The organism is Pseudolabrys sp. (genome assembly GCF_035943735.1).
Taxonomy (GTDB): Bacteria; Pseudomonadota; Alphaproteobacteria; order Rhizobiales; family Xanthobacteraceae; genus Pseudolabrys.
In genome coordinates, this window is the sequence record NZ_DASZBV010000024.1 from 1 (window position 1) to 26,504 (window position 26,504).

A 26,504-nucleotide genomic window follows, 5' to 3' on the forward strand; every position below is an offset into this window, starting at 1 on the left:
GTGGCCACCGCTCCTTCGTCGCCGCCGCGTGCAGCCCATCGTTCCGTAGAACTGCGGGCAGCCGGTCGTAATGCCGGCGGACGGCTGGCCAAGGCCTCCCGGGGGCTGGGGTTACGAGCCCCGCCCGCGGGCGCCGCATCAACAGGTTCGGGTTTCCCCGATCCTGTCCGATGAAACGACAAGGCCGCATCTCCGGCCTCGTCCCTCACCGCTGCTCCGTCCTCGGCACGTCTCCGGTGACGCCCCTTGAAGAGCAGGACGGACACATACTAGGCATATCGACCTAGTAGGTCAATAGTCCGTGGAAAAGAATTTGTGCTGAGGTGCGCCCGCCTGTCGTCCTGAGGCGCCCGACCGCAGGCCGGGCCTCGAAGGGCCTGTGACTCAGAGACCCTTCGAGGACCGCTACGCGGCTTCCTCAGGGTGACGGGAGAGGTTCAGGGCGCGTCGAAGCCGCCGTGCGTCCAGACGGCGCGGTGCGCCGGGTCGCGCATGAAGGCGACGAAGGCCGCGGCCGCGTCGGGCGCCGCGCTCGCGGTCGTCACCGCCGCGCCGTAGATCGTGGTCAGCTGGATGTCGGCCGGCAGCGGACCGGCGAGCTCGAGGCCGGCGGTGTTGATGACTTCGCTCTTCGGATAGAAGCCGATCTCCGCCTCGCCGCTCTTCACCAGTTCGACGCCGCCTTCGAGCGCCGGGCGATGGATGATCTTCGCCTTCAGCGCCTCGGCGAGACCGAGCGTCTCGACGAGCTTGCCCATATGCGTGCCGCTCGGCGTCGCGCCCGGCGTCGGGAACACGATCGAGCGCGCATTCAACATGGCCTGCTTGACGGCTTCGACGCTTCCCAGGTCCGGCTTGGCCGCGCCGGTCCGCACCACGGCGTTGACGGGGACGAGCCCGAGCACGCCGCGTCCCTGCCCGCGCACGACGCCGCTCTTCTCGTAGCCGTCGAGGACGTTGGTCGGCATCACCAGCGCGTCGGCGGCTTCGCCGCCGGCGAGCCGGTCACGCAGCGCGCTCATCACCGCGAAGCTGTATGAGACCGTGTGGCCGCTCTGCTTTTCGAACAGCGGGGTCAGTTTGCCGAACACTTCCTTCGGCGCGCCACCGCTCATCACCTTGATCGTCGCCATCGCCCCCTCCTCGGGATCAGAGCTTGTAGCTCTCCAGCGTACCCGGATGGAACAGTTCCTCCGGCGTCACCAGCCGCGACGACAGGCCCTGCGAATGATGGTGCTTGAGGAAGTTCGTGAGCGTCTTGCGGTTCTCCTCGACGCCGTAGGACCAGAAGTCCTCGCCCATCGTCGCCCGCGCTTCGGCCAGCCGCTCCTCGACGAAGGGCAGCGTCACCTTGGTCGCCGACGTGTCGGAGAGCAGTTCGAGGCCCTTGGCCTTGGCCTCGCTGAACGCCTTGAACACCGCGCCCGGCAGCCACGGATGCTGCTCGGCCAATGTGCGGCGCACGCCGACGACGTGCATGATCGGGAAGATGCCGGTGCGCTTGAAGTAGTCCTTCGCGGCGGCGACCGGATCGGGGAACAGCCAGCCGACGTTCGGCGTCCCCTTCGGCAGCGCCGGCGGCCGCGGCGCGATGAAGCCGTCGATGGCGCCCTCGGCGAGCAGCGCCGAGATGGTCTTGCCCTCCGGCGCGTCGTCGAGGCGCACGTCCTTCGGCAGGTTGACGGCGATCTTTTCCGGGCGACCGGCGTGCTCGATGCCGCCGCGGATCCAGTGGATGTCGGACGGCTTCACGCCGTAGTCGTCCTCGAGAATGGCGCGCGCCCAGACATTGGCGGTGAGCTGGTATTCCGGCAGACCGACCTTCTTGCCCTTGAGGTCTTCCGGTTTCTTGATGCGGTCGGTGCGCACGTAGATCGAGGTGTGGCGGAACATGCGCGAGACGAAGGCCGGCACGGCGACGTAGGGACCGCCGCCCTGCGCCGTCTTCATGGTGAAGCTCGACAGCGACAATTCGCAGATGTCGAACTCGGCGTGACGCAGCGCGCGGAAGAAGATTTCCTCCGGCGAAAGCGTCATGCAGACCGGATCGACGCCGTCGATCTGCACGCTGCCGTCGATGAGCGCGCGCGTGCGGTCATAGGGGCCGACGGCGACGGATAGCTTGAGCTTGGACATGTGAGGCAAGGACCCGCGTTCTTGATTGGCGCGGCAGTCTTACGGGAAAGGCCGGGGGATGGCAAAGCCGTGTCCCGGGCGCAGCGCGGCACCTGTGCGCAGAAGACGCGCATGAACGCGCTGCTGGTGCTGCGCTGCAGACCCGGGACCGTACAAGCGCATTACGCCGGTACGGCCCCGGATCAGCGGCGCACCACGTCGCTAACGCGACGCGCTGCACCGCATCCGGGGCACACTAGCTCGCGCGGGCTTTGAGGAAATCGCGGAAGCTCTTCGTCTCGTAGGCCTTCTCGCGCACGAAGCGGAACATGGCGAGGAAATCGTCGGGCCGGAAATAGCCGGGCGCGCGCGCCACCTCGCGCGCCTGCGGCGCCAAGATCTTGAGCCTGGCCGCGTCCTCGCCGAAGAACTGGAAGGTCGGCGTGAACTGCACGCCGTATTTCTTCGCCATCGCCTTCTCGGTCAATTCCTCGCCGTCGAAGTCGGTGACCGTCTTCTGGCCGATGATGTTCAACTGCTCGACGACGAAGTTCGCCTTGATGTAGTCGGCGATGTCGGGCCGGGCGAAATTGACGAAATGCGTCTCCTTGCAATAGGGACAGCCCTTGAGCCCCCACATGACGACGAAACGCTTGCCGGCTTTGTCGGCCGCCGCGAGGTCCTCCGGCAGCACCATGAAGCTGTCGAGGAACCACGGCTCGGTGTAGAGGCCGTCGGCGGTCAACTCGGGCGCGGCGCGCAGGACCGCCGGCGCGGCCAAGGCCGCCGCCGCTCCGAGCCACAGATCGCGCCGCGTGAAACGCATCGTTCGCTTTTCCTTGCGGACGGCCTCGCCGCCCCGCCGCGGGGGTTATATATAGCGCAGCCGCCGCGCGCGGTCTCACACTCCGGTGAAGCCATGCTGGTCCGCTTGGGCCCCCTCGTCCTGTTCGCCGCCCTCCTCGCCGCCGGCGCGGCCAAAGCCGACGACCTCGCCGACTTCAACGCCGCGGTCGAAGCCGCGGCGGCGCATAACCGCGTCGCCATCGGCTACCTGCGCACCGGCAACAAGGACCTCGTTTCGCTCGAGATCGACCGCCTGCGCGAGGCCTGGCAGCGCGTCGGCAGCGTCAAGCGGCCGTCGGTGTTCGATCAGAAGCTCTACGTGAAGGAGATGACCGACATCGCCATGCGCCTCGTCACCGCCGACATGATGGTCACCATGGGCAAGCCGGACGGCGTGCGGGCGGCGCTCATCGGCATGCGCGACGACCTCTACGACCTGCGCACGTCGGCGCATATCGAGGTGCTCGCCGACTGCGTCAAGGACGCCAATACGGCGATGGCGGCGCTGCTCGCCTTCGACGATCACAAACTGGATTTCGCCAGGCCCGGCGTCGGCGCCGATCTCGCCGCCAAGGCGGATGCTTACGGCGCGACGCTCAAGCGCTGCGACAGCATGGCGAGCGCAAGCGTGCGCGAGGGGCCGGAGTTCCGCCGTCTCATCGACGGCGCGCAGGCGAGCCTCACCTTCATCCCCAAGGCGATCGCGGAGCACGACGCCAACCTGTTGCACCGCGTGCTCGACGAGATGCGCGCCTTCGACAATCTGCTGGCGTTCCGCTTCGGCTGAGACAAGTTGGCCGGCCGGAAGCGGCGCATGAGGAGGCCACTCACACCGCTTCCGGGCCGGCCGAACCCCACGGACCCAGGAGATGCGGCGGACCTGAGCTTCTCCGCAGGGTATTCAAGGGGCCGGGAGCAACTCTCGCGTGCAAGAATCGCTGCGCCCAGCCGTCCGCGGCAGGTTAGAGCAAGCGCCCGGCCCCGCCAATGCGTTTTTAACACGCTGAATATACGAACAAATTCGGCGCGCCGGGGCCGACGCGCCGGACCCGATTCGCGAATCTCTGCAACCTGCCGGCGATCAGGCGGCGTCGGCGACGACGCGGTTCCGGCCGTCGCGCTTGGCCCGGTAGAGCGCCTGATCGGCGCGCTTGAGCATCGCCGCGGCGTTGTCGCCGGCGCCGCCGAGCGCGGCGATGCCGATCGACAGCGTGACGTCGAGCAGCCGCGTGCCCTGCTGGATCGGGAACGGCTCGCCGGCGATGCGGCGGCGCAGCCGCTCCGCCACCGTCGTCGCCACGCCCATGTCGGTTTCCGGCATGACGATGACGAACTCCTCGCCGCCGAGCCGGCAGGCGAGATCGATGTTGCGGATCGACTTGCGGATGCGCAGCGCAAATTCGCGCAGCACGTCGTCGCCGGCGTCGTGGCCGTGGCCGTCGTTGATCGACTTGAAGAAGTCGATGTCGAGCACCAGCACCGAGATCGGCTTGCCGCGCGACGCCGCCTGCTCGACCAGCGCCGAGAGGTGCGTCTCCATGTAGCGCCGGTTGAACAGCCCGGTCAGCGCGTCGGTGATCGCCATCTCGATCGACGCTTGAACGTTGTCGCGCAAGCGCTCGGTATAACGCTTCTTTTTGATCTGCGTGCGCACGCGCGCCAGCATCTCGTTCTTGTCGATCGGCCGCAAGAGGTAGTCGTTGACGCCGATCTCCAGCCCGCGCACCAGCCGCGTGTTGTTGTCCGGCTCGGCGATGGCGAGGATGGGCACGTTGCGCGTGCGCTCGATCGAGCGGACTTGGCTGCACAGGCGCAGCCCGTCGAAATTTTGCAGGCCGAGCGAGACGATCACCAGCTCGTAGTCGCCCTCGGCGGCGTGGAACAAGGCCTCGGCCGGTTCCGTCTCGATGTCGACGGTGTGCTCGGTCGCCAGCATCGGGGCGATGCGCTCGTACGAGCTCTTGCGGTCGTCGACGAGCAGGATGCGGCCGTTACGGCCCTGCTCCGCCACTGCGTCGCGCTCGGGGCTCTCGATGCCGATCTCGAGCGATGTCAGCGCGCGCATGCGCAATTCGTCGGTGACCATCTTCAGCCGCGACAGCGAGCGCACGCGCGAGACGAGCGCGATGTCGCTCACCGGCTTGGTCAGGAAATCGTCGGCGCCGGCTTCCAGGCCGCGCACGCGGTCGGACGGCTGGTCGAGCGCGGTCACCATCACCACCGGGATGTGATGCGTCGTCGGGTTCGATTTGAGCCGGCGGCAAACCTCGAAGCCGTCCATGTCCGGCATCATGACGTCGAGCAGGACGATGTCGCATTCGGCGCGCTCGCACATGGCCAGCGCCTCGGCGCCGTTATACGCCGTGGCGACATCGAAATATTCGGCCGACAGCCGCGCCTCGAGCAGCTTGACGTTGGCGGGAACGTCGTCGACGACCAGAATACGCGCACTCATCGAACGTTCCTCACGCGGTGCCGAGGAAGTGACGCACCGTCTCCATGAACTTGCCCACCGAAATCGGCTTCGACAGATAGGCCTCGCAGCCACCCTCGCGGATTCGCTCCTCGTCGCCCTTCATGGCGAAGGCGGTGACCGCCACCACGGGGATCGATTTCAGCTCGGGATCGTCCTTCAGCCATTTCGTCACTTCGAGGCCGGACACTTCCGGCAACTGGATATCCATCAGGATCAGGTCGGGCCGGTGTTTGCGCGCGAGGTCGAGCGCCTCGATGCCGTTCCGGGTTCCGACCGTTCCGTAGCCATGGGCCTCCAGGAGGTCGTGGAAGAGCTTCATGTTGAGCTCGTTGTCTTCCACGATCAGGACGGTTTTCGACATGTTTCCCGCCCGTCTTCCCCAAGGCGCCTCCCCGCGGCGTCGCTTTGGCGCGCGCGCTCGGGCATGATCGGATGCGACGGTAGTGCCGAATTCTTTAGGAAAGGCAAATCGCGGCCATGAAAGGACGCTCGGCCCATGCCCGCGAGGCGGCAGAAGCGCTTGCCATTCAGGCGCTTAGCTATATCGCGCAGGACAGTGAAAGGCTTGGCCGCTTTCTCTCTCTGACCGGCATCGGCCCCGGCGAGATTCGCACCGCGGCGCGCGAGCCGCAGTTCCTCATCGGCGTGCTCGACTACCTTTCCGGTGACGAGCGGCTGCTGACCGATTTCGCCAGGGAGGCCGGGCACGATCCGGCGACGGTCGAGGCCGCGCGCATCGCCCTCGGCGGCGGATGGGAGCGCGACGTCCCGTGAGCGGCTTCTGCCGGGATTGCCTGACGGACGTGGCGGACACCGCGAAACGCTGCCGCGGCTGCGGCTCGCCGCGGCTCGTGCGCCACGCCGAGCTCGACCGGCTCACCATCGCGCATATCGATTGCGACGCCTTCTACGCCACCATCGAGAAGCGCGACGACCCTTCGCTGGCCGACCGACCGCTGATCGTCGGCGGCGGCAAACGCGGCGTGGTGGCGACCGCCTGCTACATCGCCCGCACCTACGGCGTGCGCTCGGCGATGCCGATGTTCGAGGCGCTGTCCCGCTGTCCGCACGCGGTGGTGGTCAAGCCGAACATGGCGAAATACGTCGAGGTTGGCCGCGAGGTGCGCAAACGCATGCGCGACCTGACGCCTTTGGTCGAGCCGCTGTCGATCGACGAGGCCTTCCTCGATCTCACCGGCACCGAGCGCCTGCACGGCATGAGCGCGGCGCGCGTGCTGGCGCGCTTTGCCCGCGACGTCGAGCGCGACGTCGGCATCAGCGTGTCGATCGGCCTGTCCGGCAACAAGTTCCTCGCCAAGATCGCCTCCGACCTGGACAAGCCGCGCGGCTTCGCCGTGCTGGCGCCGGCGGAAGCGCCCGCCTTCCTGGCCCCGAGGCCGGTCGGCTTCATTTACGGCGTCGGCGCCGTGAGCGCCGGCAAGCTCGCCAATGACGGCTTCCGCTTGATTGGCGATCTGCAGCGCGCCGACGAGCGCGACCTGATGCGCCGCTACGGCGAGGAAGGCCTGCGCCTGTCGCGGCTCGCACGCGGCATCGACACCCGCGAGGTCGATCCCGAGCGCGAGACCAAGAGCGTGTCGGCGGAGACGACCTTCGACAGCGACATCGCCGACTTCCGCCCGCTCGAGCAGCACCTCTGGCATCTGTGCGAGAAGGTGTCGTCGCGGCTGAAGGCGCAGGGTCTGGCCGGCGCGACCGTGACGCTCAAGCTCAAGAGCGCCGACTTCAAGCTTCGGACGCGCGCCCGTTCGCTCGGCAGCCCGACGCAACTCGCGACGCGCATCTTCGAGGCCGGACGCGATCTGCTGCGGCTCGAGGTCGGCACGACGCGCTTCCGCCTGATCGGCATCGGCGTCAGCCATCTCGACGACGGCGGCGGCGACGATCTTTCAGACCTCATCGGCCGCCGCGCCGCGCAGGCCGAGCACGCGGTCGACGCGCTGCGCTCGAAGTTCGGCCGCGACGCGGTGGTGAAGGGACTGGCGATCGAGGAGGAGTGAGCGGCTCCCCGCTGCGCTGCCTTTCAACTGTCATGGCCGGGCTTGTCCCGGCCATCTCGTTTAGGAGGGCACAACGCCCGCCTGATCGGGATCGCCGGGGCAAGCCCGGCGATGACAAGCGCGGTGCCTACTTACACGGCTTCTCGTTCTTCATCTCCAGCGAGGTCATCTCGCCGGAGATGGCGAAGTCGGAATAGTCGAGCACCAGCGCGCGCGAGATGCCGTTCTCGTAGAGCTCGAAGCCGAGCGTGTAGACCGGCGTCTGCTCGCCGGTGCGAATCTCGCTGTCGCTGCGCTGGTCGAAATAGCTGATCGTCACCGGCCAGCGCGTCAGGCTCGCCAGCGCCGGCACCTTCGCCGTGGCGTCGTTGGGCGGCTTGGCGCCGGGCGGGATCGCCTGCCCGATCAAGGTGAAGGTGTTGTACAGCTTCTCGCCGGTCTCGGAGCCGTCATAGACCGGCATCTGCAGGAAGTTCTGCCCGGCGCGCGCGCTCGCGATAATGCGACGCATCTGCTCGGTCGGAAACACCACCGACGGCGGCATGATCAGCGCGGTGCGCTTCGGCTTGGTCAGCTTGATCGCGACCTGCTTGCCGCCGCGGTCGGCCTCGCCGTTGACCGTATCGGCCTTGTCGTTGGTGCGGTTCTGCGAGCTGAAGCGGAAGCTTTTGGCATCGGCCGCTTCCCAGGTCGACGAGGTCAGATCGGTGAGGATGCCCTTGCCCTCGCCGGAGTTCAGCTCCGAGACCTGGCGGAATTTCAGGTCGTAGCCGTCGCAGGCATTGCCGGAGAAATCGTAGACGATGCGGCCGCGCACCGAGTCGATGCCGCGCGGGCCGTTGGCGCGCAACAGCTTGAGGTCGTAGATGGCGCGATGCGGTGCGAGGTGGACGCCGTCGGCGGGAGCGGCCAGAGCCGGCAGCGCCGGCGCGCACAGAAGCGCGACCGCCGCGAGGCGCGCGATCCGCAAGAAACGAGAAAACGTCATGGAAAACAGAGCCTCTCCGGGGCGATTGCCGATGCCCGCCACACGAGATGCGACGATCGCGGCAGGATAGAGGCCGCCTTCCCGGCCGGCAACGGCCGCTTGCGCCGTGCCGCCCGATCGGCCAAGGATCGACAAAGCATTGTGCGCCAGTTCAGGAGGGATCGTGATGGCCGGATCGGTTGAGGACACGCTCGCGAAACTCGGGATCACGCTGCCGACGCCGGCGGCGCCGGTCGCCAACTACGTACCCTTCGTGAAGACCGGCAACCTGCTCACCGTCTCAGGCCAGCTCTGCTTCGGTTCGGACGCCAAACTGGTCGCCGCCGGCCAGCTCGGCGGCTCCGTGTCGATGGAGGATGGCGCCAAGGCGGCGCGCGCCTGTGCCATCAACCTGCTGGCGCAGGTGAAGGGCGCCATCGGCAATCTCGACAAGGTCGTGCGCGTCGTGCGTCTCGGCGGCTTCATCAATTCGGCGCCCGGCTTTACCGACGGGCCGAAGGTGATGAACGGCGCCTCCGACCTGATGGTCGAGGTATTCGGCGACCGAGGCCGCCATGCGCGCTCGACCGTCGGCGTCGCGGCGCTGCCGGCCAATGCCGCGGTCGAGGTCGAGGGGCTGTTCGAGATCGGCTGATGCCAAAACTCGATTGGCTTACGGCGCGGCCGGTCGCCCATCGCGGGCTGCACGACGCGCGCGCCGGCGTCGTCGAGAACACGGCCTCGGCCTTCGCAGCGGCGATCGCCGGCGGCTACGGCATCGAATGCGACGTGCAGGTGAGCCGCGACGGCGAGGCCATTGTGCATCACGATCTTGCGCTCGGCCGGCTGACCGAAGGCAGCGGGCCGCTCGGCGCGCTGACCGCCGCCGAGCTCAAGATCGTCGCCTTCCGCGACACCACCGACCGTATGCTCACGCTCGGTGAGTTGTGCGCACTCGTCGGCGGCCGCGTGCCGCTCTTCGTCGAGATCAAGAGCCGGTTCGACGGCGACCTGACGCTGACGCGGCGCGTCGCCGAGGTGCTCGCCGGCTATGCCGGTCCAGCGGCGGCGATGTCGTTCGATCCGAAGTTGGTCGCCTTGCTGCGCGCGATCGCACCGGGCCTGACGCGCGGCATCATCGCTGAGCGGCACTACGCCCATCCGGAATGGGCGGCCTTGCCCGCGTTCAAGAAATGGCAGCTCGCGCATCTGGCGCACGCGCCGCGCACACGGCCGCATTTCGTCGCCTGGTCGGTGAAGGACTTGCCGTCGCTCACGCCGCTCCTCGCGCAGCGCGTCTTCGGCGTTCCGGTCCTGACCTGGACTGTGCGCACTGAGGACGACCGCCGCCGCGCCGCGCGCTGGGCCGATCAGGTGATCTTCGAGGGATTTACGCCGTAACTGTCGCGGAACACGGTATCCTCCGACGGTGTTTTTCCCACAACGCCGCTCGATCAAGGGTCAACACCGTGAACATCCGCTCGACGATCGCCGTTGCCGCCGCTCTCGCCATCCTCGGCACAGCGCCTGCGCTGGCCGCGTCCAAACCGTCGGACACGCTCGCGCTGGCCGCAAAGAAGAAAAAGCCCGTGGTGCGCACCCGACGCCGGGCGCCGCAGGGGCAGATCGCTTGCGACTGGAACGGCTGCCACAGGATTCCGCCGAACTGCCGCATCTATGGCACGCAGCTCGACTGGAATGGAGATCCCACCGGTATGGACGCCGTGTATTGCCGCTGATCCCGATTTCAGGCGTAAAGTGGCGCTAATAGAGCGCCGATGACCGTCGAACTGAACATCCGCATCGCCTCCTCGCTGACCGAAATCCCGGCCGCGGTCTGGGACGCCTGCGCCGGCGCGCCCTCCACTGAATTATCAACACGAGGACAGCCGCCTAACCCTTTTGTCTCGCACGCCTTCCTCTCCTCTCTTGAACAGTCGAAATCGGTCGGCGCCCGCACCGGCTGGCAGCCGCAGCATCTGATCGCCGAGACCGCCGATGGCGAGGTCCTCGGTGTCGCCCCCTGCTACGCCAAGAGCCATTCCCAGGGCGAATACGTGTTCGACCACGGCTGGGCCGAGGCCTTCGAGCGCGTCGGCGGCGACTACTATCCGAAGCTGCAGGTGGCGGTGCCGTTCACCCCGGTAACGGGGCCGCGCCTGCTCGCCCGCCCCGGCCCGGTCGCCGACAGCGTACGCGGCGCGCTCGGCGATGCGCTCGCCCAGGTCACCAAGGCCAACGGCCTGTCGTCGGCGCACGTCACGTTCCTGACCAAGGAGGAATGGGATCTGCTCGGCCATCGCGGCTATCTGCAACGCACCGACCAGCAATTCCACTGGGAGAACGAAGGCTACGCCACCTTCGAGGACTTCCTCGCCGCGCTCAATTCGCGCAAGCGCAAGACGATCCGCCGCGAACGCAAGGATGCGCTGGCACCCGGCATCACCTTGCACTGGCTGACCGGCTCCGACCTGACGGAAGAAGTCTGGGACGCCTTCTTCGAGTTCTACATGGACACCGGCTCGCGCAAATGGGGCCGGCCGTATCTGACGCGCGCCTTCTTCTCCATCGTCGGCGCGGCGATGGCCGACCGTATCCTGCTGGTGATGGCGAAACGCGCCGGCCGCTTCGTCGCCGGGGCCATCAACTTCATCGGTGACGACACGCTCTACGGCCGCAACTGGGGCGCGGTCGAGCACCACCCGTTCCTGCACTTCGAGGTCTGCTATTATCAGGCCATCGAATTCGCGATCGTCAACAAACTCAAGCGCGTCGAGGCCGGGGCACAGGGCGAGCACAAACTGGCCCGCGGCTACCTGCCCCACCCGACCTATTCGGCGCATTACATCGCCCATGCGGGGCTCCGCCGCGCCATCGACGACTACCTGGCGCGCGAGCGGGCCTATGTGGAGGCGGTCGGCGAGGAGCTTGCGGCGGCCGGCCCGTTCCGTAAGGATTTGGTCGAGCAGGACTGACCGCCACAACGAGGACCGCCGCCATGCCCGCCTACGATCCGAACAACATCTTCGCCAAGATCCTGCGCGGCGAACTGCCCTGCTTCAAGGTGTACGAGGACGACAAGGCCTTCGCCTTCCTCGACATCATGCCGCGCGCGCCCGGCCACACGCTGGTGATTCCGAAGGCGCCGGCGCGCAACATCCTCGACTGCCCGGCCGACGATCTCGCGCATGTCGCCAAGGTGGCGCAGAAGATCGCCAAGGCGTCGGTCGGCGTGTTCGGCGCCGACGGCGTGACCGTGCAGCAGTTCAACGAGGGCGCCGGCGGCCAGGTGGTGTTCCACCTGCATGTCCACGTCATCCCGCGCAAGGCCGGCGTGATGATGAAGCCGCCCGCTTCGGAAAAGGAAAAGCCCGAGGTGCTGGCCGAGCAGGCGAAGAAGCTCGCCGCCGCCCTGGCCTGACGGCAGCTCCAAAGCAAAACCGGGCGCGGCGGCCGCGCCCGGTTTTTTTGTTGGCTAGTCTGCCAGCGGGTTCGGCCGCAACTGGAAATGCACGGCCAGCGGGCGGCTGCCGCGTCCGCCCTCACGCAGCCACGGCACGCGATCGCCGCTCGCGGTCCACAGGCCGCGCGCCTTCCAGCCGCCGTTCGGATCGTCGATGCGGCCGTCGAGACCCTTGGCGTAGAAGCCCATCGGATACGGGACGCGCAGCACGATCATCTTGCCGTCCTTCAGCGCGATCAGGCCGTCATTGAGGTTGCCGGTCGACACCGGAACGTCGTTGCCGAGCCCGAGCGTGTTGTGCTGGTCGACCCAGGTGTAATAGCTCGCCTCGGCGCTGGTGTTGGGGAAGCCGTCGAAGCCCGGGCCCGGATACTTGTAGGAGCTCCAGCCTTCCGGACAGTGGTCGCCGGTCGCCTTCGGCCCGTTGAGCGGCCCCTTGCACTTGCGGCGGTCGAAGCTGACCAGGAAGCCGCTCGAGCTCGAGCCCCACAGCACACCGTGCGAGTCGATATCGCCGCCGCGGATGCCGAAGGCGGGCTTCGGCACGAAGTAGATCTCCGACAGCTTGGTCTTCGGATCGAAGCGCAGGAAGCCGGCGCGGCCGCCGAAGACGCCGACCGTGTACCAGACGCTGCCGTCGGCCGGGTTCGGCATCACGGCGTAGGTGCCGGAGCCGGCGGTGATGCGCATGTCCTTCTTGGCATCGGCCGGCTGGTTCGGCTCGGTGTAGTCGTCGAGCTTGCCGTTGCCGTTGGTGTCGAGCACGAACGGCGCCCAGCCTTGAGCCTTGGCCGCGTCGCCGGTCTCGTCGAACACCTTGGTGTCGATCCAGCCCGCCGTCGCCGCCGGCGACGTGCCGCCATTGCTGACCCACAACGTGTTGTCGGCGTCGAAGCCGAACTGCAGGTGCTGCGAGCCGAAGCAGGTATCGACGAAGGTATACTTCATCGTCTTCGGGTCGAGCATCGCGATCTGCCGCACGCTGCGTTCGATCGGGAACGCCTTGGCGGACGGGTGATCCGAGCCCTTTTTGCAGAAGGCCGGATTGTCCGCAGCGCGGAAGGCGGCGGCGAGCCACAGCCGGCCCTGCTTGTCGAACATCGAATTGTGATTGTTCGCGTGCGTGTCCCACAGCCGGCGTGCGCCCCAATAGGCCGACGGCTGCAGCGGATCGAGCGCGCCGGCATGGCCCGGCCCGAGCGACAGCGGCATGTCGGCATGGTGCGGCAGCGTGAAATACGTGACCTCGCTCGTCTTCGGATCGAGGATCGGGATGGTGTCGGTCGAATATTCCGGCGAGCCGTAGATTTTGCCGTAGCCGTTGACCGTCGGATTGCGCTTGTCGGTCGAAATCTCGTCGTGCAGGTATTTGTCCGGCTTCGACCATTCCCACCAGGTGACGACGATATTGCGCTCGAGGCCCTGCGGCCGCGGCGGCGTGCTCTTCGGCAACTCGCCCTTGGCGACGCGGTCGGTCCAGTCGCCGAAATACTGATACGGCGCGCCGCCGAACTGGCCGGCCAGGCGGTTCGTCATCATCTCGCCGGCCTGGCCGGACTGCGTGCGACGCATCCAGGCTTCTTCGCCCGAGGCGAAGTGGCCTAACTGCGCCGGCACGGTGCGCGTCGCCTCCTGCCCGAGCTGGTGGCAGCCGATGCAGTCGACGTTGTTCATCTGGCGCAGCCAGTCGGTCTGCGTGATGTTGGCGGGGATGGGACCCTTGCCGCCGAACTCGCTGGCCGGCGGGATCTTCATCATCGCGTACCAGTAGAGCGCCGGATAATAATGCGCGGCGTCCGCCGCGTTCGGCGCGCGCACGGCGGCGTGATCGAGGCGCATGCCGGGCTTGGCGCGGAGTTTCGGCGAGTCGATGAGACCGTAGCCGCGCACCCAGACTTCATAATTCGCGGTCGGCAGATCGGGGATGAGATAGCGGCCGGCGTCGTCGGTGACGACGATGCGCGCGAATTTGGTGGGCAGGTCGGTCGTCTCGGCGATCACCCAGACGCCGGCTTCCGGTCCGTTCGCACCGCGCACCATGCCGCCGATCGACTTCTCGCCGATGGCGGGCATCTGCGCCTGCGCCGGCTGAGACTGAGCGAACGCCGCAGGGACAAACGAGAGCGATGACAGCAAGGTCGCCGCGCACAAGGCGCGCAGGATCGTGGAGCGTACCGGCATGGAACTTCCTCCCCTGGTCCGCTTGACTACGGACTCCGTCGCGTTGAGGAGAAAAGGCTAGCAAAGGTGCGGCGGTCTGTCGCGGGCAAACATGCCCGCCGGATTTCCGGACGTGAAAAACTTTCAATTCATCGCGTGCGCGAACAACAGCGCGCCGACAAGCAGCGCCGCCTCCCCGGCCGCCACGCCGGCGAGCAGCGAGCGACGGGCGGCGACAAACGCCGCAAAGCCGCAGGCGGCGGCGCCAACGCGCACGGCGAGCGGGATCGCCGTCAATTCGCCCGATGGAAACAGGATCAATTTGGCGATCACCCCGGCGAGGATCGCGGTCGCCACTGCGCGCGCGAGCACCACGATCTCCGATTTCTCGTTGAGCCCGCGCACCAGACCGAGGCCGAGCCAGCGCCAGATCTCGTTCGGCAGAACGCCGACGAGGATCAGTACCAGATAGGGCGACAACTCGCCGATGCCGCTCATGCCGGCGCTCCGCGCACGCGGTGCACCGCATAAGCCAGCGTGCCGCCGATGATGCCGGTCCACATGATGTCGAGGCCGACCTGGAAATAGACCAGCACGGGGCCGATGAGCAGGCCGAACGCGAGCGCGACGCGGTCGATCATCGCCCGCGCATTGCGGGTCGTGGACAGGAGGAACGACAGCGGCGTGAGGAACAGCAGCATGGCGGCGAGCACCGTCGGCAGGCCGGCGGCGAGGTAATAGCCGACGAAGCCGAAGGTGACCGCGGTCGACATGAAGCCGCAGGACAGGCCGTTGCAGAAGGCGAGCCGGTGCTCGCGCGCCATCGACGGCAACAGCCGGAGCGACTCCACCCACATGCTGATCGAAGTGAAATGCGTCGGCAGGAGGAGATGCCCGACGCCCCTGCCCGGCCGGCGCACGAGCGGCAACAGCGCCACCACCATCGGCAAGAGCCGCATGGCGCTCAGCGTCACGGCGATTGCGACCTCGATGAGCGAGGCGCCGGTGCCGAGCGCCGAGATCAGGATGACCTGCGCCGGCGCCGCCCACACGAAGATGGTCGACAGCGCCAGCCAGAGCGCCGACAGGCCGAAATCGTGCGCCAGCGCGCCGAGCCCGATATAGGTGCCGGCCATCACCAGCGCGAACACCGAGGTCCAGGCCGAGCGCGCGCCAGCGATGAAGGCGGCGGTCGAACTCGGAAAGGTGCGGACGGGCTGCATGGGCGGGGTCACACCTGTCCCATAGGCGCATCACGCGCGCAACCGCGGCGCCCGCATGCGCGCTCCGCAAAAGCGAATTGGCAAAGCCGACGGTCGCAACAACAAAGCCGGGCGTCGCCGCCCGGCTTTGTTGCAATCGAAAGGCTTCGGCCGTCAGACCTTCGCCAGCGGCACTTTCGGCACCGAGCCGCGCTTGGCCTTCGGCCGCGGCGACCGCCGCTTGGCCTTCGGCCGCACCACCGGCAACTTCTCCGGGCGCGGCGTCACCGGGCCGTCGGGGAACTCGAGCCCGAGCTTGTCGCGCCCATTCTCGTCATGCGTGACGACGACGCGAACATGGCCGCCGTTCTTCAGGTGGCCGAACAGCACCTCGTCGGCCAGCGGCTTCTTGATGTGCTCCTGGATCACCCGCGCCATCGGGCGGGCGCCCATGAGCTCGTCGTAGCCGTTGGCGATCAGCCAGCGCGTCGCCTCGTCGGACAGCTCGATCGTGACATTGCGGTCGCCGAGCTGCGCCTCGAGCTGAAGCACGAACTTTTCGACCACCTGCGAGATCACTTCTTGCGACAGGTGCGCGAAGGTGACGACGGCGTCGAGCCGGTTGCGGAATTCCGGCGCGAACAGCTTGCTGATCGCCTCCTGGTCGTCACCCTCACGCTTGGTGCGGGTGAAGCCGTAGGCGGCCTTGGCCATATCGGAGGCGCCCGCATTCGTCGTCATGATCAGGATGACGTTGCGGAAGTCGACCTGCTTGCCGTTGTGGTCGGTCAGCTTGCCGTGGTCCATGACCTGCAGCAGCACGTTGAACAGGTCGGGATGGGCCTTCTCGATTTCGTCGAGCAGCAGCACCGAATGCGGGTGCTGATCGACGGCGTCGGTGAGCAAACCGCCCTGGTCGAAGCCGACATAGCCCGGAGGCGCGCCGATCAGGCGCGACACCGTGTGCCGCTCCATGTACTCGGACATGTCGAAGCGGGTGAGCTCGACGCCGAGCGAGGCTGCGAGCTGCTTGGCCACTTCGGTCTTGCCGACGCCGGTCGGGCCGGAGAACAGGTAGCAGCCGATCGGCTTCTCCGGCTCGCGCAGGCCGGCACGCGCCAGCTTGATCGACGCGGCGAGCGACTCGATCGCCTTGTCCTGGCCGTACACCGTCGTCTTCAGGGTCTGCTCGAGATGCTGCAGCACCTCGGCGTCGTCCTTCGACACCGTCTTGGGCGGGATGCGCGCCATCGTCGAGATCGTGGTCTCGATCTCCTTCAGGCCGATGGTCTTCTTGCGCCGGCTCTCCGGCAGCAGCATCTGCGCCGCACCGGATTCGTCGATCACGTCGATCGCCTTGTCCGGCAGCTTGCGGTCGTGGATGTAGCGCGAGGACAGCTCGACCGCCGCCTTGATGGCGTCGTTGGTGTATTTGAGCTTGTGGTACTCCTCGAAGTACGGCTTGAGACCTTTCAGGATCTCGATCGCGTCAGGGACCGACGGCTCGTTGACGTCGATCTTCTGGAAGCGCCGCACCAGCGCGCGGTCCTTCTCGAAGTACTGCCGGTACTCTTTGTAAGTGGTCGAGCCGATGCATCGGATGGCGCCGCCGGCGAGCGCCGGCTTGAGCAGGTTCGATGCGTCCATCGCGCCGCCGGAGGTGGCGCCGGCGCCGATCACGGTGTGAATCTCGTCGATGAACATGATCGCGCCCGGATAGGCCTCGATCTCCTTGATCACCTGCTTCAGGCGCTCCTCGAAGTCGCCGCGATAGCGCGTGCCGGCGAGCAGCGTGCCCATGTCGAGCGCGAACACGGTCGCGCCCTTGAGCACGTCCGGCACCTCGCCGTTGACGATGCGGCGGGCGAGACCCTCGGCGATGGCGGTCTTGCCGACGCCGGCCTCGCCGACGAACAGCGGGTTGTTCTTCTGGCGGCGGCAGAGCACCTGGATGGTGCGGCTGATCTCCTGGTCACGGCCGATCAGCGGGTCGATCTTGCCTTCGCGCGCCTTCTTGTTGAGGTTGACGCAATAGGCATCGAGCGCGTCGCCCTTCTTCTTGGGCTCGTCGCCCGACTTGGTGTCGGTCTCCTCGTCGGCGCTGCGCGTCGGACGCGCTTCCGTCATGCCGGGACGCTTGGCGATGCCGTGGCTGATGTAATTGACGGCGTCGTAGCGCGTCATGTCCTGCTCTTGCAGGAAATAGGCGGCGTGGCTCTCGCGCTCGGCGAAGATCGCGACCAGCACATTGGCGCCGGTCACTTCCTCGCGGCCGGACGACTGCACGTGGATGACGGCGCGCTGGATGACGCGCTGGAAGCCGGCGGTCGGCTTACTATCCTCGGCGCCGTCGGTGATGAGGTTCTCAAGCTCGGATTCGAGATAGGAAGTGAGGCTGCGGCGCAGCTTGTCGAGGTCGACATTGCACGCCCGCATGACGGCGGAGGCGTCCTGGTCGTCGATCAGCGCCAGCAGCAGATGCTCGAGCGTCGCGTATTCATGGTGCCGCTCGTTGGCCAAGGCCAACGCCCGATGGAGAGACTGCTCGAGACTGCGCGAAAATGTTGGCATTAGATTTCCATCTTCTTTGTATTGGACGCCCCCCGCCGGCTCATTTCTTCTCCATCACGCATTGCAGCGGATGCTGGTGCTTGCGGGCGAAGTCCATCACCTGCGTCACCTTGGTCTCGGCCACCTCGTACGTGAAGATGCCGCACTCGCCGATGCCGTGGTGATGCACATGCAGCATGATGCGTGTGGCGGCTTCGTGGTCTTTGCCGAAGAAGCGCTCGAGGATGTGCACGACGAATTCCATCGGCGTGTAGTCGTCGTTGAGGATCAGCACCCGATACATGTTCGGGCGCTTGGTCTGCGGCTTGGTCTTGGTGATGACCGCGGTGCCGGGCCCGCCGGCGCCGCCGCTACCGCCGGCGTCGCCATTGCGGCGCTTGCGGTCGTCGTCGGCCATCCGCGGTTGGCTCGTCCCGGTCATGACAATCGTCGAAGCAAGTAGCATTCCAACCCGTTACCCCCAGTGACCGCGCGGCGCACGGCCACCCCACCATCCTAGCGACCCGGAGACGGCCCTTCCAAGCCGGGATTTGCCCTCGACGGGCCCCGGCAGGGGACAAGTAGCCGGGCCATCCGCCAGTTCCGACCGTCTCCTGGAGATAGCCATAAGCGGGCGGACCGCAAGCCATAGAGAGCGGCAATCTAATCGAATTTGGCTCGGTTTCTCGGCACCTTACAAACGGACCCGGAAGAATTGGCTTGCATAGTCTACCGCGAGAGTTCCCCGCTCCTCCTTCCCCGCTCCTCCCAAGTCCTGGTGACGACATGTTGGCCCGATTTCTGCGTGACCGCCGCGGCAGCATTGCTCCCCTGTTCGGAATTGCCGCCATTCCTCTCCTCGGCGGCGTCGGCGTCGCGGTGGATTACAGCCGCGCCACCGCCACCAAGGCCGCCTTCCAGGCGGCGCTCGACTCGACCGCCCTGATGCTGTCGAAAAGCGCCGCGAACCAGTCCGCGGCCACCCTCCAGACCTCCGCCAACACCTATTTCAATGCCCTGTTCACGCGCGCCTCGGACGTCAAGAACCTCACTTTGACGACCTCCTATTCCTCCACCGGTGGCTCAAAGGTGGTTCTCAGCGGCACCGCGACGCTGCCGACCAACTTCCTCGGCGTCCTCGGCTACGACCACCTCGACATCAGCGCGAGCTCGACCGCGACCTGGGGCAACACCCGCCTGCGCGTCGCCCTGGTGCTCGACAACACCGGATCGATGGCACAGGACAGCAAGATGACGGCGCTGCAGACGGCGGCGCACGGCCTGCTCACGCAATTGCAGCAGGCGGCGACCTCGCCGGACGACGTCTATGTCTCGATCATTCCCTTCAACAAGGATGTGAATATCGGATCGAGCAACTACGCCGCATCCTGGCTGCGCTGGGACCTGTGGGAGGCCGTCAACGGCAAGTGCAGCATCAGCAAATACGGCAGTTCACAGACAAAGTGCACCGGCAACGGCGGCACCTGGACGCCGGCGGACCATTCGACCTGGAACGGCTGCCTGACCGACCGCGACCAGAACTACGACACCACCAACGATGCGCCGGCGGCGGGTTCGACCCTCTATCCGACGGAGCAGTATTCCTCCTGCCCCGCCTCGACCATGGGCCTGTCGAACGACTGGACCGCGCTGTCGAGCAAGATCGACGCCATGACCCCGGTCGGCAACACCAACCAGGCGATCGGCCTGCAACTGGGCTGGCAGTCGCTGACACAGTCGCCGTTCACGGTGCCGGCCTTCGATCCGGATTATAAATATTCGCAGGTGATCATCCTGCTCACCGACGGCCTCAACACCCAGGACCGCTGGTACTCCAACCAGTCCTCGATCGACGCGCGGCAGGAGAAGACCTGCGCCAACGTCAAGGCGGCGGGCGTCACCGTCTACACGGTGCAGGTCAACACCGGCGGCGACCCGACCTCGACGCTGCTGCAGGACTGCGCCAGCGACAAAAACAAATTCTTCCTGCTGACCTCCTCGACCGAGATCCCGACCACATTCAGCCAGATCGGCACCGCGCTGACGCAGTTGCGCCTGGCAATGTGATATCCTGCAGCCGCGCACGCGCGCCGCATTCAACATGCGGCGCGCGTGTTTGTTTTACGACATACCGCGGTCATTCTTCATCTTTGCTTGACAACGATGCCAGATACAGGCCGCCGAACGCGGCGTGCGGCCCTGTTTATCCGACGCCTTTTACTGACGTTTTACCGCAATTTTCTACGCCTGCTCGCGCAAAACAGATTCAAATTGGCAGGCGTCATGGTCTCCAGCTCACTGCTCACGCGGCTCCGCCTCGGCGCGCAGCGCTTCGCCCGCGCCGAAGGCGGCAACATCGCCATCATCTTCGCCATCGCCACGCTGCCGCTGGCCGGCTTCGCCGGCGCGGCCATCGACTACAGCCGCGCCAATGCCGTGAAAGCCGCGCTGCAAACCGCGCTGGACTCGACGGCGCTGATGTTGTCGAAGGAGGCCACGACCGACACCAGCGATCAACTGCAGACCAATGCGACCAAGTATTTCAACGCCAATTTCTCGTCGGTCGGCATCAAGGCCAGCAGCGTCACGATCACCCCGGTCTATTCGACCGACTCTCCTTCACAGGTGACGGTGAACGGCACGGTCAACGTGCCGACCGCCTTCGTGGGCATGCTGGGCGTGAAATACATCACCTTGAACGAGTCCTCGACCGCGGCGTGGGGATCGACCCGCCTGCGCGTCGCACTGGTGCTCGACAACACCGGATCGATGGCGGACGCCGGCAAGATGACGGCGCTCAAGAGCGCGACCAAGACCCTGCTGGCGCAGCTCAAGGCTGCCGCCGGCACCAACGGCGATGTCTACGTGTCGATCATTCCGTTCTCGAAGGACGTCAATGTCGGCTCGGCCAACTACACCGGCACCTGGATCGACTGGGATGACTGGGAGGCGGCGAACGGAAGCTGGCAGAACACCACGACCTGCAGCGGCAGTTCGCGGCGCGGCCGCAGCCGCTGCAGCAGCAACCAGACCTGGGTGCCCGCCGCTCACAGCACCTGGAACGGCTGCATCACCGACCGCGACCAGAGTTACGACCAGACCGTCACCGCCGCGAACCCGGCCGACGCCAGCCTGCCCTCCGGCCAGGCGTCGACTTTGTTCCCGGCCGAGCAGTACGGGCAGTGTCCCGTCGCAATGATGGGCCTGAGTTACGACTGGACGTCGATGAACAGCCTGGTCGATTCGATGTCGCCGAACGGCAATACCAACCAGCCGATCGGGCTGGTCTGGGGCTGGCAGTCGCTGGTCGGCGGTGGCCCCCTCTCCGCCCCGGCCATGAATTCGAACTACACCTATAAGCAGATCATCATTCTGCTGTCGGACGGCCTGAACACCGCGGACCGCTGGTACCAGGCGCAGACGCCGGTCGATAACCGCATGTACCAGACCGGCAACAGCTCCGGCACCTGCGCCAATATCAAGGCCGCCGGCATCACCATCTACACCATCCAGGTCAACACCGGTGGCGATCCGACCTCGACCCTGCTGCAGAACTGCGCCAGCGACTCCACCAAGTTTTGGATGCTGACGTCGGCCAGCCAGATCACCACAACCTTCAACACGATCGGCACCAACCTCACGCAATTGCGCGTCGCCAAATAAGGAATTCCCGCCCGCGGACCTTCGATGCGAAAAACGGTTCGTCGGAGCAAGCAGACGTTAACGCTGCCGCTTGAAATGCGGCAGCCGCTGCGGGCCGGATCCCAATATTCATTAACCGACAAAGCGCTTAGCCAGCGCCACCACCCGGCGCGCGCGGCCGCGCAGGGTTAACCGCAGCCCGCACTTTTCGTGCAATTCGGAAAAGTCTCGCTTCAACTTCGGCAGCTATAGCCGATGCCGGAACACTCTTAAATCCGGAATCCGGCCCATGCTGCCAATCTGGTCGAACCTTCGCCGCGCCGTGCGCGATTTCAGTGTCGCGCGCTCAGGCAACGTCGCCATCATTTTCGCCATCGCCACGCTGCCGCTGGCAGGCTTCGTCGGCGCGGCCATCGACTACAGCCGCGCCAATGCCGTGAAAGCCGCGATGCAGACCGCGCTCGACTCGACGGCACTGATGCTGTCGAAGGAAGCCACGACCGACACCAGCGATCAGCTGCAGACCAATGCGACCAAGTATTTCAACGCCAATTTCTCGTCGGTCGGCATCAAGGCCAGCAGCGTCACGATCACCCCGGTCTATTCGACCGACACCCCCTCACAAATAACGGTGAACGGCGCCGTGGCCGTGCCGACCTCCTTCGTCGGCATCCTCGGCGTGAAATTCATCAACTTGAACGAGACCTCGACGGCGGCCTGGGGCTCGACCCGTCTGCGCGTGGCGCTGGTGCTCGACAACACCGGCTCGATGGCCGATGCCGGCAAGATGACGGCGCTCAAGAGCGCGACCAGCAGCCTGCTCGACCAGTTGAAGTCGGCGGCGAGCGTCAACGGCGACGTCTACGTGTCGATCGTTCCCTTCGTAAAGGACGTCAGCGTCGGCGCGTGCGGCGCCAAGTGCGCGACCTGGCTGGATTTCAGCAAGGACTACACGAATCTCGCCGTCGGGATGCACGACTCCACGCCGAGCTCCAGCGTCGGGCCGGGCTCGGCTTGCCCCTACAATTCCTGGACCAACGGCTACTCCTGCGTCACCGCGGCCGGCGGCAGTTCGACGACGTCGTCCATCCCGTCCAGCGGCACCAACAAGGGCTGGATCTGCCCGAGCAACAGCATCGGCTGCTACGACAGCGTCGCGCAAACCTCGACGACTACGAAGGTCGTCGGCACCGGCTGGTTCGCCTCCTGCTCCGGCTACAGCACCTGCTCCTGCGCCGGCAGTGGCTCCAACAAGGTCTGCACCGCCACCATCACCACGAACAACGGCTACAAGCACACCTGGTTCGTCGACACGACCAAGTGGACCGGCTGCGTCACCGACCGAGGCTCGACCACGGCACCGGGTACGACCGCCGGCCATGACCAGGATGTCGCCGCGCCGGACACCACCGATGTGACGACCCTGTTCCCGGCCGAACAATACGGCGCCTGCCCGCAAACCATGACGGGTCTGAGCTACGACTGGACGTCGATGAAGTCGCTGGTCACCAACATGCAGCCCAACGGCAGCACCAACCAGCCGATCGGCCTGATGATGGGCTGGCTGTCGCTCGCCGGCGGCGGGCCGTTCACGGTGCCGCCGACGGATTCCAACTACCAGTACAGCAACATCATCATCCTGCTCAGCGACGGCCTCAACACGCAGGATCGCTGGTATGGCAACGGCTCCGCCACGTCGACTTCGGTCGACTATCGCATGGTCGATCCCAGCGGCAACGGCACCTGCGCGAACATCAAGGCGGCCGGGATCACCATCTACACCATCCAGGTCAATACCGGCGGCGACCCGACCTCGACGCTGCTGAAAAACTGCGCCAGCGACACCAGCAAATTCTTCCTGCTCACCTCGGCGAGCCAGATCGTGACGACGTTCCAGCAGATCGGCACCAACCTGACGCAACTGCGCGTCGCCAAGTAACCGCAGGCACGACGCCAAACAAAAAGCCCGGCTCGAAAGAGCCGGGCTTCTTTATTTCCAAACGCAAACGCTACGAACGCAACTGAACTGACGTGTCGGTCGGCGCTTTACTTGCCCTTGGCCAGCATCGCCTCGAACGGCTTGTAGGTCTCCTTGGCGAAATCGGCATAAAGCTCGCCGATCTTCGACGCCTTGGAGACGAAGCCTTCGTAGGCGGTCTTGGCGAATTCGGTCTGCACCTCGATGGCCTTGTCCAGCGACTTCACGCCGAACAGCTTCTCGAGGGCGGCGGTCGAATCCTCGAACGCCTTCTTGGAGTAATCGGCCACTTCGACGGCGATGGCCTGTGAGCTCTTGGACAGCGCACCCATCGTCTTCAGTGCCATGTCCATGTTCTCTTTGCCGACCTGCTGGAGGTCCTCGAAATTCTTGACCATGGTCTTGCCCTTTCCCGGCCCGCCTCTCGCGAAGCCATGACGAGTGAATTCCACCCGGCAACGTCCCGGGGACTAACGGTATTTATATATTGCGCTGCACAAATTTGTCAAGAACCATGTTGCGGCGCGAAAAGTTCCGCAAAATCCGCTGGTTACCGTTAAGCCCTTGGTAACCCTGCTCTCCTACGGTCAGAAAATGCGTCACCGCGGGAAAAGTGAGTGCACGCTATAATATGGCCACGATGGCGCGTCTGTTAGGCGGCCTGACAATTGGGTTGAGGGGAGCGCGAATGTCGGGTCGCGATGCTACCGTCCGTTGCAGCATCCGCTGGGGCGCTGTGGGACTGGCCACGCTGATCGTCGCCACTGCCGGCACCGCCGACGCCCGCGCCCGCCATCACCACCGCGCGCATCATCGCGCCGCCTCCGCCAGCCATTACAGCTACAACCCGCCGGTCTCGACCATGGTGGTCGACGCCAATACCGGCGCGATTCTCGAGGCCACCAATCCGGACGCGTTGCGGCATCCCGCCTCGCTCACCAAGATGATGACGCTCTATTTGCTGTTCGAGCGTCTGCAGCAAGGCAAGCTCACGCTCGCCTCGCGGCTGCCGGTGTCCGCGCATGCCGCCGCGCAGGCGCCGTCCAAGCTCGGACTGAAGCCGGGCGACAGCATCAGCGTCGAGCACGCCATCGAGGCCATCGTCACCAAGTCGGCCAACGACGTCGCCGTGGTGATCAGCGAGGCGATCGGCGGCGACGAGCCGAGCTTCGCGCGCATGATGACCGCGAAAGCGCGTCAACTCGGCATGATGCACACGGCCTATCACAACGCCTCGGGCCTGCCGGACGAGGCGCAGATCACCACCGCGCGCGACCAGTCGATCATCGCCCGCGCGCTGCGCGACCGCTTCCCGCAGTACTATCATTTCTTCTCGACCAAGGCCTTCGCCTTCCGCGGCCATACCATCCGCGGGCACAATCACCTGCTCGGCAACGTCGCCGGCGTCGACGGTTTGAAGACCGGCTATATCCGCGAGTCCGGGTTCAACATCGTCACCTCGGTGCACCGCGGCAACCGCTATCTCATCGCGGTGATGTTCGGCGGCCGCACGGCGCGCGCGCGTGACGCCCGCGTCGCCTCGCTGATCGATCAGAACTTCGCCAAGACCGCCGCGACTCGCTCGGCGCCGCTGGTGCGCGAAGGCTGGGAGAACACGCCGGTCGCCAAGGCGGAAACCAAGGCCGAGCCGAAGGCGGCATCGACGTTGGAGGCCATCAAGCGCGAACCGGTCGAAGAGGCCAAGGCCGCGCACGACGAGGTCGCTTCGATCGATATGCCGCAGCCGGGTTCGACCGCGCCGATCAGGCCGGTCCCGGTGCATACGCTCACCGTGCATGCCGGCACGTTCAAGACCGCGTCGCTGACGCCGCCCGCCCCGGACGCCCATCGCCTGGCGCCGACGCCTGCCGCCGCGCGGGCAATGCGCGTCACCGAGGTGCCGACGGTGAAGGCCGAGACGCCGCATCTCGCGCCGCGTCCGGCCGTGGCCGGCCCGGCCAAGGTCGCCTCCGCCAGCGCCACCGTGCCGCTGCCGGCGACGAGCGAGAACTCGGCCAAGACGCACAGCGGCTGGATGATCCAGGTCGGCGCCTTCGACGACGAGAAGGAAGCCCGCCAGCGCCTCGACACCGTGCAGGACAAGATCAAGTCCGTGCTCGGCAAGGCCGACCCGTTCACGGAAAAGGTCGATCACGGCAAGAAGACCTTCTACCGCGCCCGCTTCGCCGGGCTGGAGAAGGACCAGGCGGAGGCCGCGTGCAAGCATCTCAAGCACAGCGACATCCCCTGCATGCTGCTGAAGAACTGACAGAAGCTTAAGCGATCCAATCACCCGCGGCGCATCATGATCGCGGGACACGATAACGACAGGGATGCCGTCGCAGGAGCCGCCGCTGGCGTAGTGTTGCGTACGGAGTGCTTTCAGCGATGGCGGCGCGTAAGAACGTCCTTGGCTTCGTTGACCCGGGCGGCGAGATACGTCGAGCCCCCCTGGTCGGGATGCAGTTTCTTCATCAGCGACCGGTGCGCGCGCGAGACGTCCTCGGCGGCAGCGCCCGGCTGCAGGCCAAGGATCTGATAGGCCTCCTCCTCGGTCATTTTGCCGCCGAACGTCGCAGCGCGCCGCGCTGCCGGGTCTCCCTGCGCGTGTTCACTCCAGGCGGGATCGCGGCGGTCAAGATACGCCAGCAATAGCGCGCGGCTTTCCTCGTCAAGCACCGGCAGCAGTTTCGTCAGGCTGGCAACGTCGAAGCTGTCCAGATCGCGCCCCTGATGCGGGCCGGCACTGAAGCGGCCGCGCATCTTGCCCGTATCGTGGTCCAATTCCATTTCGAGCATCGCGGAGCGCACGCGTGAGGCCTGCCCGCCGCTCTTCTGTGTGCGCCTGGAGAAGCCGGCCGCGCCGAAGGGCAGCCAGCCGAGCAGACCCAGCCCGAAAGCGCCGAGCGGAATGGCGACGCCGAGCTCGCCGCGCAGGCCGAGGAACACGGCAAAGCCGAGCGCCAGCAGGCCGCCGCCCAGCTTGAGCGACCGCGCGCCGACCTTGGGGTCGACCTTTGAGATGACGTTGAGCGCCCACAGGGCAAGCACCAGCGCCAGGACGCCGAGAATGAGAACGGGCAT

25 protein-coding genes are annotated in these 26,504 nt (G+C 66.2%); 12 read left to right on the forward strand and 13 right to left on the reverse strand.

Features of this window, described 5'->3' with window-relative positions; translation table 11 throughout:
* Nucleotides 1-437 precede the first annotated feature (437 nt).
* The 3 genes from VGV41_RS18335 to VGV41_RS18345 all read right to left on the reverse strand — a co-directional run bounded on the left by VGV41_RS18335 (nucleotide 438) and on the right by VGV41_RS18345 (nucleotide 2,941).
* Nucleotides 438-1,133, reverse strand: a complete 696-nt coding sequence (locus VGV41_RS18335; RefSeq protein WP_326865421.1) for a substrate-binding domain-containing protein — start codon at nucleotides 1,131-1,133, stop codon at nucleotides 438-440.
* A gap of 16 nt (nucleotides 1,134-1,149) precedes the next feature.
* Nucleotides 1,150-2,136, reverse strand: a complete 987-nt coding sequence (locus VGV41_RS18340) for an ABC transporter substrate-binding protein (RefSeq protein ID WP_326865422.1) — start codon at nucleotides 2,134-2,136, stop codon at nucleotides 1,150-1,152.
* 235 nt (nucleotides 2,137-2,371) lie between these two features.
* Complete coding sequence (locus VGV41_RS18345; RefSeq protein WP_326865423.1) at nucleotides 2,372-2,941, reverse strand: thioredoxin family protein; 570 nt, start codon at nucleotides 2,939-2,941, stop codon at nucleotides 2,372-2,374.
* A gap of 93 nt (nucleotides 2,942-3,034) precedes the next feature.
* Between VGV41_RS18345 and VGV41_RS18350 the strand changes: the two genes are divergently transcribed.
* Entirely contained in the window at nucleotides 3,035-3,748 is a 714-nt protein-coding gene (locus tag VGV41_RS18350; protein ID WP_326865424.1) for a hypothetical protein, read from the forward strand.
* Between the two features lie 294 nt (nucleotides 3,749-4,042).
* Here the strand turns inward: VGV41_RS18350 and VGV41_RS18355 are convergent, their stop codons facing one another.
* A complete protein-coding gene (locus VGV41_RS18355; RefSeq protein WP_326865426.1) occupies nucleotides 4,043-5,416 on the reverse strand; it encodes a PleD family two-component system response regulator in 1,374 nt (457 codons plus the stop codon).
* Nucleotides 5,417-5,426: 10 nt separating this feature from the next.
* A complete protein-coding gene (locus VGV41_RS18360; protein ID WP_326865427.1) occupies nucleotides 5,427-5,798 on the reverse strand; it encodes a response regulator in 372 nt (123 codons plus the stop codon).
* A gap of 116 nt (nucleotides 5,799-5,914) precedes the next feature.
* Here VGV41_RS18360 and VGV41_RS18365 point away from each other — a divergent pair, with 116 nt between their 5' ends.
* Both VGV41_RS18365 and VGV41_RS18370 read left to right on the forward strand, forming a co-directional pair.
* Complete coding sequence (locus tag VGV41_RS18365; RefSeq protein ID WP_326865428.1) at nucleotides 5,915-6,211, forward strand: DUF3572 domain-containing protein; 297 nt, start codon at nucleotides 5,915-5,917, stop codon at nucleotides 6,209-6,211.
* Nucleotides 6,190-7,458 (forward strand): DNA polymerase IV, encoded by a 1,269-nt coding sequence (locus tag VGV41_RS18370; protein WP_326865429.1) that lies wholly within the window; start codon nucleotides 6,190-6,192, stop codon nucleotides 7,456-7,458. Before VGV41_RS18365 ends, VGV41_RS18370 begins: the two co-directional genes overlap by 22 nt.
* A gap of 127 nt (nucleotides 7,459-7,585) precedes the next feature.
* On the opposite strand, the gene VGV41_RS18375 is transcribed toward VGV41_RS18370, so the two are convergent.
* The gene (locus tag VGV41_RS18375; RefSeq protein WP_326865430.1) at nucleotides 7,586-8,446 is read right to left on the reverse strand and encodes a cell envelope integrity EipB family protein; all 861 of its coding nucleotides are present in this window, start codon (nucleotides 8,444-8,446) and stop codon (nucleotides 7,586-7,588) included.
* A 166-nt stretch (nucleotides 8,447-8,612) separates the two neighbouring features.
* Between VGV41_RS18375 and VGV41_RS18380 the strand changes: the two genes are divergently transcribed.
* The 5 genes from VGV41_RS18380 (at nucleotide 8,613) to VGV41_RS18400 (ending at nucleotide 11,846) form a co-directional block, all read left to right on the forward strand.
* The gene (locus tag VGV41_RS18380) at nucleotides 8,613-9,080 is read left to right on the forward strand and encodes a RidA family protein (RefSeq protein ID WP_326865431.1); all 468 of its coding nucleotides are present in this window, start codon (nucleotides 8,613-8,615) and stop codon (nucleotides 9,078-9,080) included.
* Nucleotides 9,080-9,826 (forward strand): glycerophosphodiester phosphodiesterase family protein, encoded by a 747-nt coding sequence (locus VGV41_RS18385; RefSeq protein WP_326865432.1) that lies wholly within the window; start codon nucleotides 9,080-9,082, stop codon nucleotides 9,824-9,826. The genes VGV41_RS18380 and VGV41_RS18385 overlap by 1 nt, the downstream gene beginning before the upstream one ends.
* A gap of 68 nt (nucleotides 9,827-9,894) precedes the next feature.
* Nucleotides 9,895-10,164 (forward strand): hypothetical protein, encoded by a 270-nt coding sequence (locus VGV41_RS18390; RefSeq protein WP_326865433.1) that lies wholly within the window; start codon nucleotides 9,895-9,897, stop codon nucleotides 10,162-10,164.
* Nucleotides 10,165-10,203: 39 nt separating this feature from the next.
* Nucleotides 10,204-11,400 carry a GNAT family N-acetyltransferase gene (locus VGV41_RS18395; RefSeq protein ID WP_326865434.1) on the forward strand — a complete coding sequence of 399 codons (1,197 nt, stop codon included), beginning with the start codon at nucleotides 10,204-10,206 and terminating at the stop codon, nucleotides 11,398-11,400.
* Nucleotides 11,401-11,423: 23 nt separating this feature from the next.
* Nucleotides 11,424-11,846 carry an HIT family protein gene (locus VGV41_RS18400; protein ID WP_326865436.1) on the forward strand — a complete coding sequence of 141 codons (423 nt, stop codon included), beginning with the start codon at nucleotides 11,424-11,426 and terminating at the stop codon, nucleotides 11,844-11,846.
* Between the two features lie 54 nt (nucleotides 11,847-11,900).
* Here the strand turns inward: VGV41_RS18400 and VGV41_RS18405 are convergent, their stop codons facing one another.
* The 5 genes from VGV41_RS18405 to clpS form a co-directional block, all read right to left on the reverse strand.
* Nucleotides 11,901-14,069: a carboxypeptidase regulatory-like domain-containing protein gene (locus VGV41_RS18405; RefSeq protein ID WP_326865437.1), complete on the reverse strand. Its 2,169-nt coding sequence runs from the start codon at nucleotides 14,067-14,069 to the stop codon at nucleotides 11,901-11,903.
* 123 nt (nucleotides 14,070-14,192) lie between these two features.
* Entirely contained in the window at nucleotides 14,193-14,546 is a 354-nt protein-coding gene (locus VGV41_RS18410; protein ID WP_326865438.1) for an AzlD domain-containing protein, read from the reverse strand.
* A complete protein-coding gene (locus VGV41_RS18415) occupies nucleotides 14,543-15,271 on the reverse strand; it encodes an AzlC family ABC transporter permease (protein WP_326865439.1) in 729 nt (242 codons plus the stop codon). The genes VGV41_RS18410 and VGV41_RS18415 overlap by 4 nt, the downstream gene beginning before the upstream one ends.
* A 153-nt stretch (nucleotides 15,272-15,424) precedes the next feature.
* Nucleotides 15,425-17,821: an ATP-dependent Clp protease ATP-binding subunit ClpA gene (gene clpA, locus VGV41_RS18420; RefSeq protein WP_326865440.1), complete on the reverse strand. Its 2,397-nt coding sequence runs from the start codon at nucleotides 17,819-17,821 to the stop codon at nucleotides 15,425-15,427.
* 40 nt (nucleotides 17,822-17,861) lie between these two features.
* Entirely contained in the window at nucleotides 17,862-18,218 is a 357-nt protein-coding gene (clpS, locus tag VGV41_RS18425; protein ID WP_326865442.1) for an ATP-dependent Clp protease adapter ClpS, read from the reverse strand.
* Nucleotides 18,219-18,586: 368 nt separating this feature from the next.
* Here clpS and VGV41_RS18430 point away from each other — a divergent pair, with 368 nt between their 5' ends.
* From VGV41_RS18430 to VGV41_RS18440, 3 genes are all read left to right on the forward strand, one after another.
* Nucleotides 18,587-19,867, forward strand: coding sequence for a pilus assembly protein (locus VGV41_RS18430; RefSeq protein WP_326865444.1), 1,281 nt, complete (start codon nucleotides 18,587-18,589; stop codon nucleotides 19,865-19,867).
* A gap of 216 nt (nucleotides 19,868-20,083) precedes the next feature.
* Entirely contained in the window at nucleotides 20,084-21,463 is a 1,380-nt protein-coding gene (locus tag VGV41_RS18435; protein ID WP_326865445.1) for a TadE/TadG family type IV pilus assembly protein, read from the forward strand.
* Nucleotides 21,464-21,731: 268 nt separating this feature from the next.
* Nucleotides 21,732-23,381: a TadE/TadG family type IV pilus assembly protein gene (locus VGV41_RS18440; RefSeq protein ID WP_326865446.1), complete on the forward strand. Its 1,650-nt coding sequence runs from the start codon at nucleotides 21,732-21,734 to the stop codon at nucleotides 23,379-23,381.
* A gap of 107 nt (nucleotides 23,382-23,488) precedes the next feature.
* Here VGV41_RS18440 and VGV41_RS18445 read toward each other — a convergent pair whose 3' ends face one another.
* Complete coding sequence (locus VGV41_RS18445) at nucleotides 23,489-23,818, reverse strand: phasin family protein (protein ID WP_326865447.1); 330 nt, start codon at nucleotides 23,816-23,818, stop codon at nucleotides 23,489-23,491.
* Between the two features lie 290 nt (nucleotides 23,819-24,108).
* Between VGV41_RS18445 and VGV41_RS18450 the strand changes: the two genes are divergently transcribed.
* Nucleotides 24,109-25,689 carry an SPOR domain-containing protein gene (locus tag VGV41_RS18450; RefSeq protein WP_326865449.1) on the forward strand — a complete coding sequence of 527 codons (1,581 nt, stop codon included), beginning with the start codon at nucleotides 24,109-24,111 and terminating at the stop codon, nucleotides 25,687-25,689.
* 113 nt (nucleotides 25,690-25,802) lie between these two features.
* Here the strand turns inward: VGV41_RS18450 and VGV41_RS18455 are convergent, their stop codons facing one another.
* A complete protein-coding gene (locus VGV41_RS18455) occupies nucleotides 25,803-26,504 on the reverse strand; it encodes a DnaJ domain-containing protein (protein ID WP_326865450.1) in 702 nt (233 codons plus the stop codon).

Bases quoted from the DNA above. Each gene is read 5' to 3' on its own strand.
- VGV41_RS18385 (WP_326865432.1), top strand. From the start codon at position 9,080: ATGCCAAAACTCGATTGGCTTACGGCGCGGCCGGTCGCCCATCGCGGG.
- VGV41_RS18350 (WP_326865424.1), top strand. From the start codon at position 3,035: ATGCTGGTCCGCTTGGGCCCCCTCGTCCTGTTCGCCGCCCTCCTCGCC.
- VGV41_RS18395 (WP_326865434.1), top strand. From the start codon at position 10,204: ATGACCGTCGAACTGAACATCCGCATCGCCTCCTCGCTGACCGAAATC.
- VGV41_RS18455 (WP_326865450.1), bottom strand. From the start codon at position 26,504: ATGCCCGTTCTCATTCTCGGCGTCCTGGCGCTGGTGCTTGCCCTGTGG.
- VGV41_RS18365 (WP_326865428.1), top strand. From the start codon at position 5,915: ATGAAAGGACGCTCGGCCCATGCCCGCGAGGCGGCAGAAGCGCTTGCC.
- VGV41_RS18410 (WP_326865438.1), bottom strand. From the start codon at position 14,546: ATGAGCGGCATCGGCGAGTTGTCGCCCTATCTGGTACTGATCCTCGTC.
- VGV41_RS18375 (WP_326865430.1), bottom strand. From the start codon at position 8,446: ATGACGTTTTCTCGTTTCTTGCGGATCGCGCGCCTCGCGGCGGTCGCG.
- VGV41_RS18370 (WP_326865429.1), top strand. From the start codon at position 6,190: ATGGGAGCGCGACGTCCCGTGAGCGGCTTCTGCCGGGATTGCCTGACG.
- VGV41_RS18345 (WP_326865423.1), bottom strand. From the start codon at position 2,941: ATGCGTTTCACGCGGCGCGATCTGTGGCTCGGAGCGGCGGCGGCCTTG.
- clpA (WP_326865440.1), bottom strand. From the start codon at position 17,821: ATGCCAACATTTTCGCGCAGTCTCGAGCAGTCTCTCCATCGGGCGTTG.
- VGV41_RS18355 (WP_326865426.1), bottom strand. From the start codon at position 5,416: ATGAGTGCGCGTATTCTGGTCGTCGACGACGTTCCCGCCAACGTCAAG.
- VGV41_RS18405 (WP_326865437.1), bottom strand. From the start codon at position 14,069: ATGCCGGTACGCTCCACGATCCTGCGCGCCTTGTGCGCGGCGACCTTG.
- VGV41_RS18430 (WP_326865444.1), top strand. From the start codon at position 18,587: ATGTTGGCCCGATTTCTGCGTGACCGCCGCGGCAGCATTGCTCCCCTG.
- VGV41_RS18445 (WP_326865447.1), bottom strand. From the start codon at position 23,818: ATGGTCAAGAATTTCGAGGACCTCCAGCAGGTCGGCAAAGAGAACATG.
- clpS (WP_326865442.1), bottom strand. From the start codon at position 18,218: ATGGCCGACGACGACCGCAAGCGCCGCAATGGCGACGCCGGCGGTAGC.
- VGV41_RS18435 (WP_326865445.1), top strand. From the start codon at position 20,084: ATGGTCTCCAGCTCACTGCTCACGCGGCTCCGCCTCGGCGCGCAGCGC.
- VGV41_RS18360 (WP_326865427.1), bottom strand. From the start codon at position 5,798: ATGTCGAAAACCGTCCTGATCGTGGAAGACAACGAGCTCAACATGAAG.
- VGV41_RS18415 (WP_326865439.1), bottom strand. From the start codon at position 15,271: ATGCAGCCCGTCCGCACCTTTCCGAGTTCGACCGCCGCCTTCATCGCT.
- VGV41_RS18450 (WP_326865449.1), top strand. From the start codon at position 24,109: ATGTCGGGTCGCGATGCTACCGTCCGTTGCAGCATCCGCTGGGGCGCT.
- VGV41_RS18440 (WP_326865446.1), top strand. From the start codon at position 21,732: ATGCTGCCAATCTGGTCGAACCTTCGCCGCGCCGTGCGCGATTTCAGT.
- VGV41_RS18400 (WP_326865436.1), top strand. From the start codon at position 11,424: ATGCCCGCCTACGATCCGAACAACATCTTCGCCAAGATCCTGCGCGGC.
- VGV41_RS18380 (WP_326865431.1), top strand. From the start codon at position 8,613: ATGGCCGGATCGGTTGAGGACACGCTCGCGAAACTCGGGATCACGCTG.
- VGV41_RS18340 (WP_326865422.1), bottom strand. From the start codon at position 2,136: ATGTCCAAGCTCAAGCTATCCGTCGCCGTCGGCCCCTATGACCGCACG.
- VGV41_RS18335 (WP_326865421.1), bottom strand. From the start codon at position 1,133: ATGGCGACGATCAAGGTGATGAGCGGTGGCGCGCCGAAGGAAGTGTTC.